Origin of the sequence: Xylanibacter caecicola, from assembly GCF_013166515.1 — a bacterium.
GTDB lineage: Bacteria > Bacteroidota > Bacteroidia > Bacteroidales > Bacteroidaceae > Prevotella > Prevotella caecicola.
The window spans coordinates 67,967-87,087 of sequence record NZ_JABKKJ010000005.1 but is presented as its reverse complement, the minus strand read 5'-3'; the positions used below and the strand labels follow the sequence as shown (position 1 = coordinate 87,087).

Below are 19,121 nucleotides of genomic sequence, written 5' to 3'. Positions count from 1 at the left end.
GATGATTAATACAAAACTCATATACAAGATAATAGGCTCGTTGCTCTTCATAGAGGCGACGATGATGTGTTACTGTCTTGCCGTGGCACTATATTACAAGGAGGACGACCTTGTGGCGTTCGGCGTGTCGATACTTCTGATTGCCATGTCGGGTGTGGCAATGAAATACATCGGTCATGAAGCAGAGAACAGCATGGGGCGTCGCGATGCCTATCTGCTTGTGACCCTGACGTGGATCATATTCAGTTTTTTCGGCGCTCTGCCGTTCTATATAAGCGGATATGTGCCGAGTTTCACCAACGCATACTTCGAAACAATGTCAGGTTTCACCACAACGGGTGCCTCGGTGATAGACGATGTGGAGGCTTTGCCTCACGGACTGCTGTTCTGGCGGTCGATGACCCAGTGGATAGGAGGTCTTGGAATAGCCTTTTTCACGATAGCCGTCCTGCCGTCGTTGGTGGGTGGAAGCGTGAAGGTTTTCTCTGCCGAGGCAACCGGACCGATACGTACAAAGATGCATCCGCGGCTCAGTTCCAACGCAAAATATATCTGGATGGTATATCTTCTGCTCACGGCGGGATGTGCGGTGTGCTTTTATCTTGGCGGAATGAGTGTATTTGACTGTGTAAATTATGCTATGGGAATAACCGCTACAGGCGGTTTTACCCCTCACAACGAAAGTTCCGGCTATTTCAACTCGGCGGCGATAGACTATACGTCGATAATTTTCATGTTCCTTTCGGGTGTTAATTTCACCTTATTATATATATCGCTGTTAAAGGGAAAGATAAAGGCTATAGTGAGAGATTCGGAGTTCAGGCTCTATATATCGCTCGTCAGTCTTGCCACAGTGGCAATACTTGTACTCCTGATGAATAACAACGGCTACGACTTTGCATACGCGTTTCGGTGTGCATTGTTTCAGGTGGTGTCGTTTATCACCACCACAGGTGTTTTCAATGACGATGCGGGGAAGTGGCCTCACATAACTTGGGTGATACTGAGTGTCTGCATGTTCTTCGGCGCTTGTGCCGGAAGCACCAGCGGAGGCTTTAAGTGCGTGCGCGGAGTGATGGTTCTCAAGATTGTGCGTAACGAACTGAAGCACATCCTTCATCCCAAAGCCGTGCTGCCGGTGAAGGTCAACGACAATAATGTATCTTATCCGCAGCAGGTGCGTCTCATGGCGTTTTTCGCGTTGTACATGATGCTCTGCCTCTTCGCATACTTCTGTCTGATATGTATGGGAGTGGACAGCACCAACTCGATAACCGTGGCTATAAGCTGCGCCAGTAACGTAGGACCGACACTGGGGCTTGAGATCGGTCCCACGATGTCGTGGAACGTATTGCCCGATGTGGGCAAGTGGATATGCTCGGTGCTGATGCTTATGGGGCGACTCGAGATATTCAGTGTGATAGTTCTGTTCACGCCAGCGTTCTGGAAGGACAATTAAGACATGTGATTAATTTATAATTGACAATTGATATTTATAATTTAGACGTGTGATTACCGCAGGCAGCGGCACATAAGTACTAATTCAAACAACCGGATTAAATAAAACGATGAGACCGATAAAGTTCAATCCCGTCCTGAAACAGACGTTGTGGGGCGGCGACAAGATAATACCTTTCAAGAAGCTGGGCTGCTCAATGGAGCAGGTTGGCGAGAGTTGGGAAATCTCCGGAGTGGAGGGGAGCGAGACAACAGCTTGTGGCGGGCGCTATGACGGTATGACTCTGACGGAAATTGTACACGAACTGAAAGACAAAATGGTGGGAGCGGAGAACTATCGACGCTTCGGCGACACGTTCCCGCTGCTCGTCAAGTTTCTCGATGCACGTCAGGATCTGTCCATACAGGTACATCCGGACGACAGTTATGCTGTGGCGCACGGCATGAAAAACGGAAAAACGGAAATGTGGTACATGCTTAAGTCAGACCCGGGGGCAAGCCTTCTCAGCGGACTGCGCCATAAGATAACTCCCGAGGAGTATGCGACGATGATAGCCGACGGCACGATTTGCGATGTCATAGACAGATACGAAGTGGCTGAGGGAGACTGTTTCTTCATACCGGCAGGGCGCATTCACAGTACGGGAGCAGGCTGTTTTTGGACGGAAATACAGCAGACGTCGGACGCAACGTACCGCATTTACGACTATAACCGCAAGGACAAGGACGGCAAGTGCCGCCGTCTGCACACGAAAGAGGCATCGGAGTGCATCGACTATAGCGTGGAACCAACCTATCGCACGGACTATACGCCTGAGAAAAACGCGTGCGTGCCGTTGGTAAACTGTCCGCAGTTCTGTGTCGGACTGTACGATCTTGATGAGCCTATGACTATAGATTACAGTGATCTTGACAGCTTTGTTATACTTGTATGTGTGGATGGCGAGGGCACCGTTGTCGACGATGAGGGTGGTGAAACATCCATGTGTGCCGGCGATACGTTGCTGATACCGGCGGTCACCGCAGGTATATATGTAAGTGGGACGGTGAAGTTTCTCGAGGCATACGTTTGATGTTGTTTCTCCATTATTAATCAGACTAAAACATTCGGAACAACGATATGAAAGCGGAACACAACGCCGCAATGGAGCTTGCGCGTGAACTTGTAGAGACAACGGGCACACATCTGTTCCTTACCGGACGGGCGGGAACGGGCAAAACCACGTTTCTCCGCAGGCTGAAGAGCGACTGTCCCAAGCGCATGGTGGTGCTTGCTCCCACGGGAATAGCTGCCATCAATGCCGGAGGCGTAACCATTCACTCGTTCTTTCAACTCCCCTTTGCACCTTACCTGCCGGGAAATTCGTTTGCAGCCGACGGCAAGGTGGCATACCGTTTCCGCTTTGGCAAGGAGAAGATAAACATCATCCGCAGTATGGATCTGCTTGTTATCGATGAGATAAGCATGGTGCGTGCCGACCTGCTCGATGCCGTTGACGCCGTGATGCGCCGCTACCGTGACCGCTTCAAGCCGTTCGGCGGGGTGCAACTGCTTATGATTGGCGACCTTCGGCAGTTGGCTCCCGTAGTAAAAGACGACGAGTGGCAGCTGCTGTCGAGATACTACGATACTCCTTACTTCTTCTCTTCGTCGGCGCTAAAGGATACCGAATACTGCACGGTGGAGCTTACCGAGGTTTACCGCCAAAGCGATCACCGCTTTCTTGAGTTGCTCAACAGCATACGAGAAAACCGCATTACGCCCGATGTCCTTGCATCTCTTAACAGCAGATATATACCAGATTTCCATCCCTCAAAGGATGAGGGATACATCCGTCTTGTTACCCATAACCACACGGCACACGACATAAATGCCGACGAGTTGTCACGATTGCCGGGACCGTCGTTTACATTCAGTGCCCGTATAGAGGGCAAATTCCCCGAATACTCATATCCCACCGACCCGCAACTGGAACTTAAGCGCGGTGCACAGGTGATGTTTGTGAAGAACGACACAAGCGGCGAGCATCGTTATTGCAATGGTACGATTGGCGAAGTGACCGCCGTTGCGAAGGGAATGATAGAGGTGAGGTGTAACGACAGCGGAGAGGTCGTTGACGTGAAGCCCGAGGAATGGGCTAACGCACGTTATGTTCTCGATGACAGCAGCAGGGAGATAAGGGAAGAGATTGATGGCGTTTTCGTGCAATATCCGCTTAAAACGGCATGGGCAATCACTATACACAAGAGTCAGGGACTTACTTTTGACCGTGCAATAATAGACGCCGGCGGAGCCTTTGCGCACGGTCAGACATACGTGGCATTGAGCCGTTGCCGCACTCTCGAGGGGCTTGTGCTCAGCATGCCACTGACGGAGAGGGCAGTGATAACCGACAGCAAAGTGGAGACCTTCACCCGCGAGGCACGCCAAAGCACTCCCGACGCCGTTCGGCTCGACACCCTCCGTCGCACGTTTTATATCTCGACACTCGGTTCGCTTTTCGATTTTGCCTCAGCAGAGACGGCATTTGCCGTGCTTACGCGCATAGTTGACGAACATCTCTACAGGCTTTATCCACGTCAGTTGGCGGCACTCAAGGCTGAGATGGAGCGTTTTAAGGAGAATATTACGGCTGTGGCAACACGCTTTGCCCTACAGTATACGCGGCTGATAGATGCCTCGAAACACTATGAAGACGACCCTGTCATACGTCAAAGGGTGCATGCCGGTGCCGAATACTTCAAGGAACAGCTTGTCCCGGCACTTGTTTTGATGGGCAAAATGCGCCTTGAGACAGACAACAAAGAGATAAAAAAACGTCTAAAGGATGCTCTCGCAGAACTTGACATGCAACTTTCCGTAAAGGATGCGTTGCTTTCATATATCATCGAAACGGGTTTCAGTCCCGTCGATTTCATGCGGCAGAAGGCTTTGCTTGCCATCGACGGTGCTGCACCTTCGGCTGTAAAAAAGAATAAGACGGCAAGGAAAAGTAAATCGGAGGACACTTTAAAGCAAACAGTTGCGGCTGATACGGGTGATGTGGACAATCCTCAGCTGTATCAGAAACTGACCGAATGGCGCCGTGCCGAGGCTGCACGTTTGGGTATTCCGGCGTATATGGTGCTACAGCAGAAAGCCCTACTGGGTATATGCCGCCATGTTCCGCGCACCGCGGAGATGCTGTCACGCATACCATACATAGGCAAGAAGGGAGTGGAAAAATACGGGGAAGATATACTGCGCATTGTCCGTGAGGCGGAGGATGCCTGATATCCGGCGACGTATAAACGCTTCTGCTGCTACAAACGTATATGTTTTACAAATAATAGGATCACTTGACTCTTATCGACATCGTATCGGTATCAAACCTGATACCGGCACGACTGATGAACGCAGACAGCGAACCGTTGTCCGACAATTCGCGCGGAGTACCTACATGAAGCGTTCCTTCCTGTGTCATAAGCCATATCCTGTCGGCTATTTGCAGTGTAAGTTCAATGTCGTGTGTCGACATGAATATGATTCTGTCGGTGCCGGTTGCCATATTGCGTAGCATCTGCATTATCTCCACCTTGCTCGGATAGTCGAGAAACGCGGTAGGTTCGTCAAGATATATCACGCCCGTCTGCTGTGCCAAAGCCTTTGCAATCATCATCTTCTGTCTCTCTCCGTCGCTTAGCGAACCTATCATCCGGCTTGCAAGATGCTCTATTCCTGTTTGCTTGAGGCTTTCCCTTACAATCTCTCTGTCGGTATCTTTTAGTGTTCCCCAGAAGCCCGTGTAAGGGCTGCGACCGAGTGCAACCAGTTCTTCCACAGTCAGATTACCCGTGTCGGGACGGTCTGTCAACACCACACTTATCATTCTTGACAACTGCGAAGGCGTATGGCTGTTCATCCTTTTGCCGTCTATATAAATGTCACCTGCCAGCGGTGACTGAAAACCCGACAATGTTCTGAGCAACGTCGACTTGCCTACACCGTTCGCACCGATAAGACATGTCATCTCACCGCTGTGTAATGATGCGTTCAGTCCAGCCGCCACTGTTCGTGTATTGTTGCCCGAGGCATATCCGACGGTAAGGTTCTCTATTCTTATCATTCTCAAACAAAACTTCTGTTACTTGCTTTTTCAACTGTTAAGCAGCGTCCGTGCAAATTCTATTATAGTGTCGCGACCGCGTCGGAAATCCTCGTCCGTTATCCCCACGGCGTGATCCGGTTCTATGCCAAACTCCGTGCATTGCCCTTCGCGGTCATACATCGGGCAGGCGCTGAACCTCACACTCCACCCGTTGGGCATCTCGCTGCTGAACGGCATACCCGCTCCGCCGCCCGTGCGGTCGCCCACCACTGTCACGCCGGGGCAACACTTCATGTACTTCACAAACTCGTTGGTGGCGCTGTATACGCTTCTGTTGGTCAGCACCACCACCTTCTTCTGCCACCGTATGCCCACCGAAGGCTTCAGCCGCTGCTCCTCCATGCCCGAGAAATCAGAACGTCCGCGCCCCGTCTTGTGGCGCATGTATCCCACAAGAATGTCCTTGTTAGTGAAACGTGCCGCCAGTTTGGATGCCGCCGTGAGCTGTCCGCCGCCGTTGTCGCGCACGTCCAATATCAGTCCGTTGCACGTCGCAAGTGCCAGCATCACCTCGTCGAGATTGCCGTCGCCGAACGATGTGTTGAACGTTCCGCAGTAAATATATCCTATGTTGTCGTCGAGTTTGCGGTATTTCAGTCCCGATGCAATCATGTAGTCGGTGTCGAGATACCGCCGTTGCAGCGTGTCGCTGAAGTTGGCGGGAAAGTCTTCGTGCCAGCTCCAGTATCTCGAGAGGTCGAAAGGAGCATACATGTTCACATGACCGTCGCGCAGTTCGCCGAGCATATTGCCCAAAACCTCGAACATCTGTTCTTCTGTCATGCCGTCGTTCACCTGCCGCGAGTAGCGTTCATACACCTCGTCCCAGTCCAGTCCGTAAGTCTCGTGCTTGTAGTCGAAGAAACAATAGTGCTCGTCTATTATGCGCCAGAGCGCCTCGAAGTTGCCGCGCGGACTGTCTGCATACTCCTCTTCGTCTATGCACGACACAAGACCGGATGCCAGAAACACCGTACATATAAACAAAACTGTCTTTTTCATGGGGATACACGAGTTGTCTTAAAACTCCTTACGATGCCCACCACGAACATGTTGGAGTATGAATGATATTTCAGATTGTTTACTTCCGCCTGCTGCCAGTCGCCAATCCAGCCCACACGCAACGTGGTGCGGTGCAGCGTAAAGTCGAGTGTCAGCATCTGTCTTAGCGACGGAGTGGATGCTATAGTGGTAGGAACAACGTTGTGGTCGTAGTCCCCACGCGAGAATATTTCATAGTATGACTGTCCGTAGTTGGGACTGAACATAACCCCGACGAGCGGTGCTCCCACCTCATAGCGCAGCGTAAAAGGACGTTTCCATGCACGAAAGCGCCATTCGGCTATTGCCGACGGCGATACCGCCAGCGACAACCGAGCCTGTGCCGGGTTGTTGCTGTTGCGCGTGTTGTATAGAAAACCGATGTCGGCATCAAGCGTTCCGCCCACTTTGACTGTGAGACTGCCGCCGCACAAAGCCATGTTGTAATGCGCTCCGTAGCTGAAACAATACATTCCGGCAATCTCGTCACCGTCGCCCGAGCGGTTTTCCGTGTGCGATACGTAGCCCTGATGAACAATTTGCCGCGACACCCTCGTGCCCCACTCGCGCATGCGTGTGGTATGAGAGATGTAGCGCAACTCCGTGCCGCGATACTTTTCGGGCGATATATACGTGTCGAGGATATTCACGCCGCCCACCCCCAGCATCCTTGCATTGGTGATTATTTTCTGTGGCGACGGGCTTTCCTGTTTCCCCTCGAGCATTGCCGCCGCCCTGCCCGCTGCGTAGCCGCGCATGTATTCGGTGCTGTCCGTCTGTCCGCCGGCGGCGACAGACACTGTAAGCAGTGCCATGCAGAGTGCCGTTCTAAAGATCTTCATCGTTGAAAAGACTTAACTGTCCCGTTATTTCGTCTATTACCTGCTGCTGTGTCTTGCCTGCGTCAGGATCCAGATTCTCAGGTTTCGGCTCTTCTGCGACGGTGGATTTATCTTCCTCCGTGCCTCCCTCCGCATTCACGGCGGCATCTTCGGGCACTTTCTTCGGCTCAAGCATCTCCACGTTCTCTACCTGCCATATTCCTATGCGCTTGCCTTTTGCCTTGAACCCCTTCACTGCGATGAAGCTCTCCACGTCTATTTCCAATGTGCTGTTCTGCGGGTCGCGCCCGGCAAAGGTTATCTTCAGCCTCGGGTACGGTTCGTCCGTGAGCAGCAGTCGGCGGCTCTTCGGGTTGTCGCCGAGATAACTCTGCTTGCGCCGCGTGGCGTCCATGAGGAAACGTTTGATATACGGCAACCCGTTCTGGTCGGCATCGTGCAACACCGCTGTCCACACCTTGTCGCGGTCGAACTTCTCTATTATGCTGATGTTGTCCTCATAGTGGTTGTTGGCATCGAAGTTCGTAATGTAAAACTCGCCCGTGTCTAATACCACAAGTATGCTGTCTGTCTCGTTGAACTCGCCCAACAGCCGTCCGTGTTCGTCGTAGTTCAGACGGTTCACGTCGGGGTCGAACCACACCTTGCGACCGCCCAATGTGCTGTGTCCGTGGCTTTTCAGCGATATGCGGTGCACCACGTTGCGGGTCAGGACGTTGCCCTTTGCCGTACGTCCCTTCACCGAAAGTTCGGAGAAGTCCTTCTCCATAAATATCCTTTTCAGTTTCGGCGTCGGTTCAAGTGTCACCTTTATCACCTCCGCCTCGCCGTTGGGGTTGGCTGTGAAGTATACCACGCGCGAGCCGGGTGTGCCCTGGGTCAGGTCATACTCTTTGTCGCGCATCATCGACGATACGTCAAATCGCTTGATGTAGTATGCCCCCTGCTTGCCGTCGCGGTACACCACGTTGTATATTGTGCGCTTGTCGTTCTTCTTGAACACGGCAATGTGCATTATGTTCTTGCCCACAAACACCTTCTCGGCAACCCTTATCACCTTGTATTTGCCGTCCCTGTAGAATATTATTATGTCGTCTATGTCAGAGCAGTTGCATACAAACTCGTCCTTGCGCAGCGCCGTGCCGATAAAGCCGTCCTGTCTATTTATGTACAGTTTTTCGTTTGCCTCGACGACCTTTGCCGCCTCTATGGTGTCAAAGTTCCTTATTTCCGTGAGTCGCGGGTGGTCGGCACCGTACTTGTTCTTAAGGTATGTGAACCATTCGGCGGTCACTTCCACCATGTTGGCGAGTTTCCGTTCGATGTCGTCGATATCCGCCTTGATCCTTGCCATGCGCTCGTCTGCCTTGTCCTTGTTGAACTTCAGTATGCGCTGCATCTTTATTTCCATGAGCCGAAGGATGTCGTCTTTGGTCACCTCGCGTATCATCTGCGGGTAGAACGGTGTCAGACGGTCGTCTATATGCTCGCATGCGGCGTCCATGGTGGCAGCCTGTTCAAACTTGCGGTCCTTGTATATACGCTCCTCGATGAATATCTTTTCGAGCGATGCGAAGTGCAGTTGCTCGAGCAGTTCGCCCTTCTGGATTTCCAGTTCCGTGCGTATAAGATCCTTGGTACGGTCCACCGACCGGCGCAGCACGTCCGACACGGTGAGGAACTTGGGTTTGTTGTCCTCGATCACACAGCAGTTGGGCGAGATGTTTATCTCGCAGTCCGAGAAGGCATACAGAGCGTCAAGCGTTTTGTCCGACGACACGCCGGGAGCCAGATGCACCTGTATCTCCACCTGTGCCGCAGTGTTGTCGTCTACCTTACGCACCTTTATCTTGCCCTTTTCTATGGCGCGCAGTATCGAGTCTATGAGCGTTGTTGTTGTCTTTCCGTAAGGTATCTCGCGTATTACGAGAGTCTTGTTGTCAAGCTTCTCTATCTTTGCACGCACTTTCAGTGCGCCTCCGCGCTGTCCGTCGTTATATCTTCCCACGTCGATGCTGCCTCCCGTGGGGAAGTCCGGATAGAGTACGAACGGCTCGCCGTGCAGATAACTGACGGCTGCATCGCATATATCGTTGAAGTTGTGCGGAAGTATTTTCGACGAAAGCCCCACGGCTATGCCCTCCGCTCCCTGTGCAAGGAGCAGCGGAAACTTTGCCGGCAGTGTTATAGGTTCCTTGTTACGCCCGTCGTAACTCAGTTGCCACTCCGTTGTCTTGGGGTTGAACACCACGTCAAGCGCAAACTTCGACAGGCGCGCCTCTATGTAACGCGGCGCCGCGGCACGGTCGCCCGTGAGAATGTTGCCCCAGTTTCCCTGACAGTCAACAAGCAGGTCTTTCTGTCCCAGTTGCACGAGAGCGTCGCCTATCGAGGCATCGCCGTGCGGATGGAACTGCATGGTGTGTCCTACGATGTTAGCTACCTTGTTGTAGCGCCCGTCGTCCATTCTCTTCATCGAGTGCAGTATGCGCCGCTGCACCGGCTTCAGTCCGTCGCCGATATGCGGCACCGCCCTTTCAAGTATCACGTATGAGGCATAGTCGAGAAACCAACTCTGATACATGCCGCTAAGGTGGTGCACAGCCGATGCGTCGAAACGGTTCACCGGCTTGTAGTCAGAGTGTTCCTCGTTACCGCCCGTTTCCTGTGACATTTCCTTTATTTCGTCGTCCATTTTGATGTCGTATGTCTTCCGTTTACATTATATATGATGAGGCATTGTCAAAAATACGAAGTTAAAAGAAGTTATGAACAGTTATGTGGCTGAAGCCACGGAAGATAGAGAACAATGGCGTATATGAAACGACAAACATACGTCTTCTATCTCCCTTTATCTCCTTTTATCTTCCCTTATCTCCTTTTGAGACACCCTCAATCTGCAAAGATAATAAAAAAAACGTATATTGCAAAGGCACTGAGGCGTTTGTTGAAACTTTCCTTCGGTCGTCGGTCGGTTGCGGACAGATGAGGCGTTAAATTCCGATATGCCACCTTTTGCTTTTCAAAAGGTGCTCTTTTAGCTTCCAATATGCCGCCTTTTAGAGCCTGAAAGGGCACCTTTTAGAACTCAAAAGGTATCATCTTGATTTTCAGACAGATACAAGACACCCTCCAAACGGCTTTTCCAGAGTCTCCAAAATACCTCCTTTTATCTTCCTTTACCTCATTCCCGCCCATTCAAAACATTTGTCCTTTATCTCCCCTTTATCTTCTCTTATCTCCCCATATCTCCTTTTCACCACCTTATTATATTATAATATCTCGCCCGCGCTGCCTGTCATAAGATAACAGATAATGCCATGGCGGCAATATAAAAACTCGCGGCGGATGCAATAAAACATGCCCGACACTCGTTTTAAGAAATGTATATATACAAACAACAGACAGATGATAGAATACGTAAAGGGTGAACTTGTTGATGTCACCCCTGCCTTTGCCGTTGTCGATACGGGCGGTGTGGGCTATGGACTTAATATTTCGCTGAATACATATACTGCCATACAGGGCAAGAAGGAAGTGCGCCTGTATGTATTTGAGAGTATACGTGAGGATGCGTATACACTTTACGGATTTGCCGGCAAGCAGGAGCGCGACATGTTTCTTATGCTTATCAGCGTTTCCGGTGTGGGTGCGAATACGGCAAGGATGATACTTTCCGAACTTACGTCTGCCGAGCTTTGCGAGGTGATAGTGTCCGGCAACGAGCGCGTGCTCAAAGGTGTAAAGGGCATTGGCATGCGCACTGCACAGCGCATAATAGTGGATCTGAAAGACAAGGTGGCTGCAAGCGGACTGTCACAGGACGTGCCGGAGAGCGGAATGCAGGCAGCACAGAATGTCAACAACGAGGTGAGAGACGAGGCGGTGGGAGCACTCACCATGCTCGGATTTGCTCCAGCGCCCACGGCGAAGGTCGTTGCGGCGATATTGAAGGAAAACCCTGACACTCCGGTGGAGCAGGTCGTAAAACTGGCATTGAAGCAAATCAAATAAATGAGGCATCTGAAGCATATATTGGGAACGGCGGTGGTGTTGCTCAGCATAAACGTGCTGGCAGTGGTAACCGTGCCCGGACTTCAGAACAACAGGACGCGGCAGCAGGCGAACCGCATGCAGGATACGGCGCGCACAGTCAAGGGCGACACGAAAACAGGCAACGTGGTGAAAGCACAGCCCGTGATTGTGGCGGAAGAGGATACTATTCCGGACTCGCTGCTGAACGCAAGGTGGAAAGTGCAGCGCACGTTCCCCATAACCTACGGCGACCTTGACAGGAAAATGGCAGACCTCGACTGGCCCGAGAACATGAAGCAGGAAGCGGTGTATAACGATACGCTCGACACCTATTTCATAGGCTCCAAGTTGGGTGGGGGATACCTTTCCGCACCTATAATGATGTCGCCCGAAGAATACAGAAAGTGGAGCGAGAAACGCGAGTTCGACCGTTTCTTCCGTTCAAAGAACGACGAGATAGTAAAGGAAAAAGGCAAGGAGAAGTTCTCTTTCACGGATATGCACTTCGACCTTGGTCCCGCCGAGAAGATATTCGGTCCCGGCGGAGTGCGCATAAAGACACAGGGAACGGCGGAACTGCGTATTGGCGCCACGCTGAAGAACATTGAAAACCCTTCGCTGCCGATACGTAACCGTAAGACGACGGCGATAAACTTTGACGAGAAGATAAACCTGAGCGTCAACGGAAAGGTTGGCGACAAGGTGAACATGAACCTTAACTACAACACCGATGCCACCTTCGACTTCGACGCCCAGAACATAAAACTGAAATACGAGGGCAAAGAAGACGAGATAATAAAGCTTGTGGAGGGAGGCAACATCTCGTTTCCGAGCAACTCTTCGCTTGTAAAGGGAGCCAGTTCGCTTTTCGGTATACGCACCGACATGCAGTTCGGAAGACTCAAATTGCAGACAGTCGTGTCGCAGAAGAAGTCGTCCACAAAGAGCGTGTCGTCGCGCGGCGGCGTGCAGCTGACACCGTTTGAGATAAACGTGGCAGACTATGAGGAGAACCGTCACTTCTTTCTTTCGCATTATTTCCGTGAGAAATACGACGACGCAATGAAGACATTGCCCAACATCACCACCGGCATTCACATCAACAGGGTGGAGATTTGGGTTACGAACAAGACCGGAAGCACTTCGAACACGCGCAACATAGTGGCTCTTACCGACTTGGGTGAAAACACGAAGATAAACAATCCTATATGGGGAGGCGGCGGACTGCCGGTTCCCGGCAACAATGCCAACGGCGAATACGGGGCAATGGTGAGCAGTTACGTTGCTGCCCGAGACATTGATCAGACCAATACCGTGCTTGACGGTATACCCGGTTTCGTGGGAGGAGCCGACTACGAGAAACTTGAGAGCGCCCGCTTGCTCAACAGTTCGGAATATACCGTGAACCAGTCTTTGGGCTATGTGTCGCTGAAAACATCCTTGCAGACCGACCAGGTGCTTGCCGTGGCATATGAGTATACGTATGGCGGAGTGACATATCAGGTGGGAGAGTTCGCCTCGGACATTCTCGACGTTAGTCAGGCACTCTTTGTCAAATCGCTGAAAAACACCAGCAACAATCCGAGACAGGGCAACTGGGACCTCATGATGAAGAATGTCTATTATCTGGCTTCGTCTGTAGAGAAAGACAAGTTTCGTCTCGACGTGAAGTTCCAGAGCGATACCGCCGGCGTATATCTTTCGTATATACCCGAAGCACAGGTCAAGGATCAGCCTATAATAAAACTACTCGGCTCCGACAGGCTTGACAACAATAACAAGGTTCACAGCAACGGATATTTCGACTACGTGCCCGGTTATACTGTAAACAACGGTCGTGTGTTCTTTCCCGAAGCCGAACCGTTCGGCGAATACATGTATAAGGCGCTGACGGGGAAGGGCGTGGCACACGACGTTGCGTTGAAATACTGTTTCAACGAGCTGTATGACTCGACGAAGACGACAGCCAAGCAGATTGCCGAGAAGAACAAATACCAGCTTATGGGACAGTATCGCGGAACGTCTGCCAATGTCATTTCGCTTGGCGCATACAATGTTCCGCGCGGCTCGGTGGTCGTTACGGCGGGCGGTGTGACGCTGACCGAAGGGTCGGACTACAGTGTCGACTACTCGGCGGGCGAGGTGACGATACTCAACCAGAGCATCATCGATGCCGGAACAGCCGTCAACGTGTCGCTCGAGAGCAACACCGACTATGCTCAGGAGCGCAAGACCATGCTCGGTGTGAACTGGGAGTATGAGTTTTCAAAGAACTTGCTGTTGAGTGGAACCGTGCAGCACTTGTCCGAACAGGCGCTGACCACAAAGGTGACAATGGGGTCGGAACCGCTGAACAACACCCTGTGGGGACTCAACATCAACTGGAAGAAGGAGAGCCAGTGGCTCACCAACATGCTCAACAAACTGCCTTTCCTGCATTGCACGCAGCCCTCGCACATATCGTTCACGGGCGAGTTTGCACAGCTTATTGCCGGACAGGCAAGCGGAACGCAGGACAACGCGTCTTATCTCGACGACTTCGAGAATACGAAGAATGCCATAGACGTGTCGGCACCGACGTCCTGGATAATTTCAAGTGTGCCGACAATGTTTCCCGACCACAATGACAAGACAACGCTGAAGAGCGGCTTCAGGCGTGCGCTTATGGCGTGGTACAACATCGACCCCCTCTTTACGCGCCGCAGCTCGTCGTTGACGCCAGGACATATCAAGAGCGACTTGACACAGCTCAGCAACCACTATGTACGCGAGATACCCGTAAGGGAGCTTTATCCGCAGCGTAATGTCAACAGCTATTCTGGTGCAATGGCGACACTGCCGATACTGAACATTGCATATTATCCTTCCGAACGCGGACCGTACAACTTCAATCCCGAACTTAATTACGACGGAACCCTGCCTGCGCCGAAGCAGCAGTGGGGAGGCATGATGCGCAAACTCGATACGAACGACTTTGAGACTGCGAACATAGAATATATAGAGTTCTGGATGCTCGACCCGTTTATCTATACCAACAGGCAGGCTGATGCCAACCGCTATGGCGGCGACTTCTACATTAATCTTGGTGAGGTGAGCGAGGATATATTGCGCGACGGCAAGAAGTTTTACGAGAGCGGAATGCCCGTGGACGGTTCTTCCGCATTCACTACGACACAGTGGGGAAAGATACCTACGCAGCCCAACGTGACATATGCCTTTGCAACTTCGGGCGGTTCGAGGGCGTTGCAGGATGTGGGATACAACGGACTGACCGACGAGGAGGAGCGCGCCTTCGGTTCGTATCAGGAGTTCCTCACTGCCATACAGGGCAAGGTGTCCGCGGCGCAGTTCGATTCTATCATGAACGACCCCGCCAACGACGACTATCATTACTTCCGCGGCTCTGACTTCGACCGTATACAGGCTTCTATCCTGCACCGTTATAAACGCATAAACAATCCGCAGGGCAACTCACCGGACAGCGACAGCCGCAACGAAAGCTACGACACGTCGTACAAGACAACTCCCGACGTGGAAGATATAAACCAGGACTACACTCTGAACGAGTATGAGAAGTACTACCAGTATCACGTGAGCATACGTCCGGAAGACATGGTTGTGGGGCAGAACTTCATCGTGGACAAGCGCGAGACCACGGCTTCGCTTCGCAACGGAACAACGGATCAGGTGACGTGGTATCAGTTCCGCATACCCATACGCGACTATGAGGAGCGCGTGGGGGCTATCAACGACTTTACTTCCATACGTTTCATGCGTATGTTCATGACAAACTTCGAGATGCCGATAGTGATGCGTTTCGCCACGCTCGACCTTGTCCGCGGCGAATGGCGTGTCTACGAACAGCCGCTGAACAACGCTGTCAACGAGACTGGCAAGATGTCGGTGAGTGCCGTAAGCATCGAGGAGAACAGCGACAAGACACCTGTCAACTATATCCTGCCGCCCGGAATACGTCGCGACCAGGACCCTACGCAGCCGCAACTTGTCGAGAGCAACGAGCAGGCGTTGGACATCGTGGTTACAAATCTTTCCAACGGAGAGGCTAAGGCGGTGTATAAGAACATGACGTTGGATATCCGTCAGTACAAGAGACTTGAGATGTTTGTACATGCCAATGCCATGGAGCAGAACTCAACGGGGCTTGGTGACAACCAGCTGGCGCTGTTCGTGAGGTTGGGAAGCGACTATAAGAGCAATTATTACGAGTATGAGATACCGCTGAAGCTTACCGCTCCCGGAAAGTACAGCCTCTACTCTCCGTCGGACAAACGCATCGTGTGGCCCGAGGAGAACATGCTCGACGTTCCGCTCACCATGTTCACCGCTTTGAAGAAAGCCCGCAACAAGGCAAAGGCGCAGGGCATGGCATCGTATAACAATGTCTTCAGCGTGTACGACGAGAGCAAGCCGAACAACAAGGTGAGCATAATGGGTAATCCGTCGCTCGGCGAGATCAAGACGATGATTATCGGAGTGCGCAACCTTTCGGGCGACGCCAAGTCGGGCGAAGTGTGGGTAAACGAGCTGAGGCTTAAGGAATACAACAACGAAGGAGGCTGGGCGGCACAGGGCGCTCTGAACATACAGCTGTCTGATGTGGGAACGCTCAACGCCACGGGAAAGATTGTCACCGAAGGCTTCGGCGGACTGGAGGAGGGTGTGTCCGAACGCACCACGGACAATTATCACACCTATAGCCTGACGGCAAACGTGGAACTGGGCAAGTTCTTCCCCGACAAGGCAAAGGTGACGGCACCGCTTTACTATTCGGTGACGCGTGAGAAAACCAGTCCGAAGTACAATCCGCTCGATACGGACATGCTTCTCGACGATGCCCTCGATGCTGCGGCAGACGCTCACGAGCGTGACTCCATAGAGAGCATCGCCGTGACGAAGACGACCAACACCAACTTTTCTCTGTCAAACGTGCGCTTCGGCATACAGACCAAACGTCACCCCATGCCTTACGACCCGGCAAACTTCTCGTTCAGCTACAGTCACAGCCATCGTCACACCAGCGGCGAGACAACCGTCTACGAGAACGAGGACAACTGGCGAGGAGCGATAAACTACAGCTACACGCCGGTGTACAAGCCGTGGGAACCGTTCAAGAAACTGATAAAGAGCAAGAGCAAATGGTTTGACATACTCAAGCGTTTCGGCTTGAACTGGCTGCCGCAGAACGTGGCGTTCAACACGGAGATGATACGCAACTACTATGAACTGCAGGAGCGCGACATGGAGAACCTGGGCGGAAGCGACATTCCGCTGAGCTTCAGCGAGCAGTTCCTGTGGAACCGCGACTTCTCGATAAGGTGGGACCTGACGCGCAACCTGCACATGAACTTCAACAGTGCGACGCATGCACAGATAGAAGAACCGTACACACCGATAAACAAAGACCTCTATCCCGACCAGTATTCGGCATGGAAGGACTCTGTGTGGACGAGCATAAAGGACTTCGGTACACCGCTTGACTACAACCAGTCGTTCAGCCTGTCGTATCAGGCACCGCTCAATCTGATACCTATCTTCGACTGGGTCAACGCCGACGCCAACTACAACGCCACGTACAACTGGACACGCGGAACGGACCTTGAAGACGGAACGTCGCTCGGCAACGTCATCTCGAACAACCGCACGCTGAACGTAAACGGAACTTTCAACCTCGAACGCCTGTACAACCATATCCCGTTCTTGAAGAAGACAAACGAGCGTTTCAACAAGACAACGCGCTATGTGAAGCCCGTAAACAAGAGCAAGAAGAACGCGGCGGCACAGAAGGAGGCGAAGGTGCTGCCGAAGAACAAGCGCAGTTTCGAGAAAGAGATAACGCTTCTGCCCGATACCTCGCTCATCGTGAGCCACGGCAAGAACTCGAAGAAGCTCATTGTGCTTGCCAAGACAAAGGAGGGAAAGGCGTTCAAGCTAAAATACAAGTCGCTCGACAACAACCGTATAAAGATAGTGTCTAAGGTGGACAGCGCGCTGACGCTGAAACTGACGGTGTCGCAGAAGACGCCGCCCGACGACAAGTCGTGGTACAAGACGGCGCAGTGCATCGCCCGCGGACTGATGCTCGTGCGCAATGCAAGCTTCTCTTACCGCAACCAGTACAGCATGTCGCTGCCCGGCTTCCTGCCGAACATAGGCGATGTGTTCGGTCAGCGGCGCGGCGATATCATGTCGCCGGGACTCGACTTCGCGTTCGGTCTGATAGACGACAGTTACATAGACAAGAGTATTGAGCGCGGCTGGCTGCTCATGGACGGCGACGTTGCCACGCCGGCAACGACAAGTCTTACCGAAGACCTGCAGCTGCGCATGACGCTCGAGCCGGTGAAGGCTCTTAAGATAGACCTTAACGCGAGCCGCACGAAGACGACGGCGAAGAGCATACAGTATATGTACGAGGGAAAGCCCACCACGCAGAGCGGAACGTTCACGATGACGACGATAAGCCTTGGCAGTGCCTTCGAGAGCATGGGCGATGCCGGCAGCGGTTATCACTCGGCGTCGTTCGACAAGTTCTGCCGCTCGCTCGACGGTTTCCGCGACCGTGTGGAGGCGCAGTATGCCGGTGCCGAATATCCGGCGGGAAGCGCATTGGCGGGCAACAAGTTCGACCCTGCCAACGGTACGGTGAACAAGTACAGCGCCGACGTGATGATACCCGCCTTCCTGTCAACCTACACGAGCATGGGCGGAAGCTCGCTCGGACTGTTCCCCGCCCTGTCGCGCCTTCTGCCAAACTGGACGGTGCGCTACAGCGGACTGTCTCAGCTGCCGTGGTTCCGCGACGTGTTCAAGAGCGTGAACCTCAACCACTCTTACAAGAGCATCTATGCCGTAGGCTCATACAGTTCGTTCAGCAGCTACATGGAATACATGAACGGTCTGGGCTTCGTCAACGACGCCACCACGGGCAATCCCGTGCCGAGCAGCATGTACAACGTGAGCACGGTGAGCATCAACGAGGCGTTCTCGCCGCTGCTGGGCATAGACATGACGTTCAGGAACAACCTTACGTGCAAGTTGGAGTACCGTTCCACGCGCGTGCTCAGTCTCAGCATGACGAGCGTGCAGGTAAACGAGGCGAGCAGCCACGACTGGGTGCTGGGCATGGGATACAAGATAAACAACTTCGACTTCTTCGGGCTTCTCGCCGACAAGAAGACGCGCCGCGTGAAGAGCCGCAAGAAGGGTGCCGCCGACACGGAGAACAAGAAACCGGCGCCGGCAACGGGCAGGGGCGGCTTTAACAGCGACCTTAACCTCCGCCTCGACCTGTCTTACCGCAAGCAGGCCGCCATCTGCCGCGACATAGCGTCGATGACAAGTTCGGCGAGCAGTGGCAACACGGCGTTCAAGATGTCGTTCTCGGCAGACTACAGCCTGTCGCGCCTGCTCACGATGAGCTTCTATTACGACCGCCAGACAAACACGCCGCTGCTGAGCAGCAACAGCTATCCGACGACGACGCAGGACTTCGGGCTGAGCATGAAGTTCTCGCTGACGAGATAACGGGGATTGGAGTTCTCGGAGCACTCGGAGGGCTCTGAGGTCTCCGAGATCT

Annotated in this window: 9 protein-coding genes; 5 read left to right on the top strand and 4 right to left on the bottom strand. The window is 52.7% G+C overall.

Annotated features, from left to right (window positions below; translation table 11 throughout):
• The first annotated feature begins 1 nt into the window (after position 1).
• The 3 genes from HPS54_RS04790 (at position 2) to HPS54_RS04780 (ending at position 4,732) form a co-directional block, all read left to right on the top strand.
• Positions 2 to 1,459: a TrkH family potassium uptake protein gene (locus HPS54_RS04790; RefSeq protein ID WP_172344328.1), complete on the top strand. Its 1,458-nt coding sequence runs from the start codon at positions 2 to 4 to the stop codon at positions 1,457 to 1,459.
• Between the two features lie 109 nt (positions 1,460 to 1,568).
• The gene (locus HPS54_RS04785) at positions 1,569 to 2,531 is read left to right on the top strand and encodes a type I phosphomannose isomerase catalytic subunit (protein WP_172344327.1); all 963 of its coding nucleotides are present in this window, start codon (positions 1,569 to 1,571) and stop codon (positions 2,529 to 2,531) included.
• A gap of 47 nt (positions 2,532 to 2,578) precedes the next feature.
• Positions 2,579 to 4,732 (top strand): HRDC domain-containing protein, encoded by a 2,154-nt coding sequence (locus tag HPS54_RS04780; RefSeq protein ID WP_172344326.1) that lies wholly within the window; start codon positions 2,579 to 2,581, stop codon positions 4,730 to 4,732.
• A gap of 61 nt (positions 4,733 to 4,793) precedes the next feature.
• Here HPS54_RS04780 and HPS54_RS04775 read toward each other — a convergent pair whose 3' ends face one another.
• The 4 genes from HPS54_RS04775 to HPS54_RS04760 are packed head-to-tail and all read right to left on the bottom strand — an operon-like array spanning position 4,794 to position 10,184.
• The gene (locus tag HPS54_RS04775) at positions 4,794 to 5,564 is read right to left on the bottom strand and encodes an ABC transporter ATP-binding protein (protein ID WP_172344325.1); all 771 of its coding nucleotides are present in this window, start codon (positions 5,562 to 5,564) and stop codon (positions 4,794 to 4,796) included.
• 30 nt (positions 5,565 to 5,594) lie between these two features.
• A complete protein-coding gene (locus HPS54_RS04770) occupies positions 5,595 to 6,608 on the bottom strand; it encodes a S41 family peptidase (RefSeq protein WP_172344324.1) in 1,014 nt (337 codons plus the stop codon).
• Entirely contained in the window at positions 6,605 to 7,489 is an 885-nt protein-coding gene (locus HPS54_RS04765) for a DUF3316 domain-containing protein (RefSeq protein WP_253951934.1), read from the bottom strand. The genes HPS54_RS04770 and HPS54_RS04765 overlap by 4 nt, the downstream gene beginning before the upstream one ends.
• A complete protein-coding gene (locus HPS54_RS04760; RefSeq protein WP_172344323.1) occupies positions 7,476 to 10,184 on the bottom strand; it encodes a DNA gyrase/topoisomerase IV subunit A in 2,709 nt (902 codons plus the stop codon). The genes HPS54_RS04765 and HPS54_RS04760 overlap by 14 nt, the downstream gene beginning before the upstream one ends.
• A 713-nt stretch (positions 10,185 to 10,897) precedes the next feature.
• Here HPS54_RS04760 and ruvA point away from each other — a divergent pair.
• Both ruvA and sov read left to right on the top strand, forming a co-directional pair.
• Positions 10,898 to 11,503 carry a Holliday junction branch migration protein RuvA gene (ruvA, locus tag HPS54_RS04755; protein WP_172344322.1) on the top strand — a complete coding sequence of 202 codons (606 nt, stop codon included), beginning with the start codon at positions 10,898 to 10,900 and terminating at the stop codon, positions 11,501 to 11,503.
• Between the two features lie 72 nt (positions 11,504 to 11,575).
• The gene (gene sov / locus HPS54_RS04750; protein ID WP_479272369.1) at positions 11,576 to 19,069 is read left to right on the top strand and encodes a T9SS outer membrane translocon Sov/SprA; all 7,494 of its coding nucleotides are present in this window, start codon (positions 11,576 to 11,578) and stop codon (positions 19,067 to 19,069) included.
• Positions 19,070 to 19,121: the final 52 nt, after the last annotated feature.